Origin of the sequence: Streptomyces sp. MB09-02B (assembly GCF_033794485.1) — a bacterium.
In the GTDB taxonomy this organism is placed as follows: domain Bacteria; phylum Actinomycetota; class Actinomycetes; order Streptomycetales; family Streptomycetaceae; genus Streptomyces.
The window spans coordinates 1-819 of sequence record NZ_JARGEE010000949.1 but is presented as its reverse complement, the minus strand read 5'-3'; the positions used below and the strand labels follow the sequence as shown (position 1 = coordinate 819).

2 protein-coding genes are annotated in these 819 nt (G+C 67.3%); both read right to left on the bottom strand.

Annotated elements, in window-relative coordinates; translation table 11 throughout:
• A partial coding sequence (locus tag P1P70_RS45260) for an IS3 family transposase (protein WP_319248404.1) occupies nucleotides 1-490 on the bottom strand: 490 nt, incomplete at its 3' end.
• Nucleotides 478-768 carry a transposase gene (locus tag P1P70_RS45255; RefSeq protein WP_319248402.1) on the bottom strand — a complete coding sequence of 97 codons (291 nt, stop codon included), beginning with the start codon at nucleotides 766-768 and terminating at the stop codon, nucleotides 478-480. The genes P1P70_RS45260 and P1P70_RS45255, both read right to left, overlap by 13 nt.
• Nucleotides 769-819 lie beyond the last annotated feature (51 nt).

The following is an 819-nucleotide window of genomic DNA, read 5'->3' as shown; positions in this document are numbered from 1 at the left end:
ACAGGTCGATGACCGTGGCGAGGTAGAGCTTGCCCTCCTCGGTGACGATCTCCGTCATGTCGCCCACCCAGACAAGGTCGGGTTCCTCGGCGGTGAAGTCCCGCTTGACGAAGTCCGGCGCGGCCGGCCGCTTGCCCGGCCTGGTCAGCCCGCTCCGGCGCCTCACCACCCGGGCGACGAGGCCGAGTTCGGCCATCAGCTTCGCGACGGTGTTCACCGAGATGCGCCAGCCCCTGCGGACCAGCAGGATGAAGATCTTCGGTGATCCGTAGGTGCCGCCGGACTCGGTGAAGATCTCCCTGATCTCGTCGGCCAGCCGCTGCCTGCGCACCTCACGCCCGGTGGGCCGCCGGCCGCGCCATTTGTAGAACCATGACTCGCTCACGCCCAGGGCGCGGCACGAGACAGTGTGCGGGATGTTGTGCTCGGTCCTGTTGTCGCTGATCGCCCCGGCCACGGCGGCCGGGTCCGCCGCAGCTACTTCACCCACAAGACCATGCAGCGTTTGAGAACATCGCGCTCCATCCCCAGCTCCTTGTTCTCCTTCTTCAGCGCCGCGTTCTCCGCCGCAAGCCGGGCGATCAACGCGTCCTGGTCCTCCGGCGTGCTTTTCTCGGCCCGCTTCGCCCGCGAGACCCAGCTCGCCAGGGTCGTCTCGTTGATCCCCAGGTCCTCCGCGACCTCGGGGACCGGCTTCCCGGTCTCCGTCACGATGCGTACCGCCCCCTCACGAAACTCCGCCGTGAACTTCCGACGCTTCTCCGCCATGACACTCAACTTCCCCTGCTGTCACGGCTCCACGCTACGAGGGGAACCTCA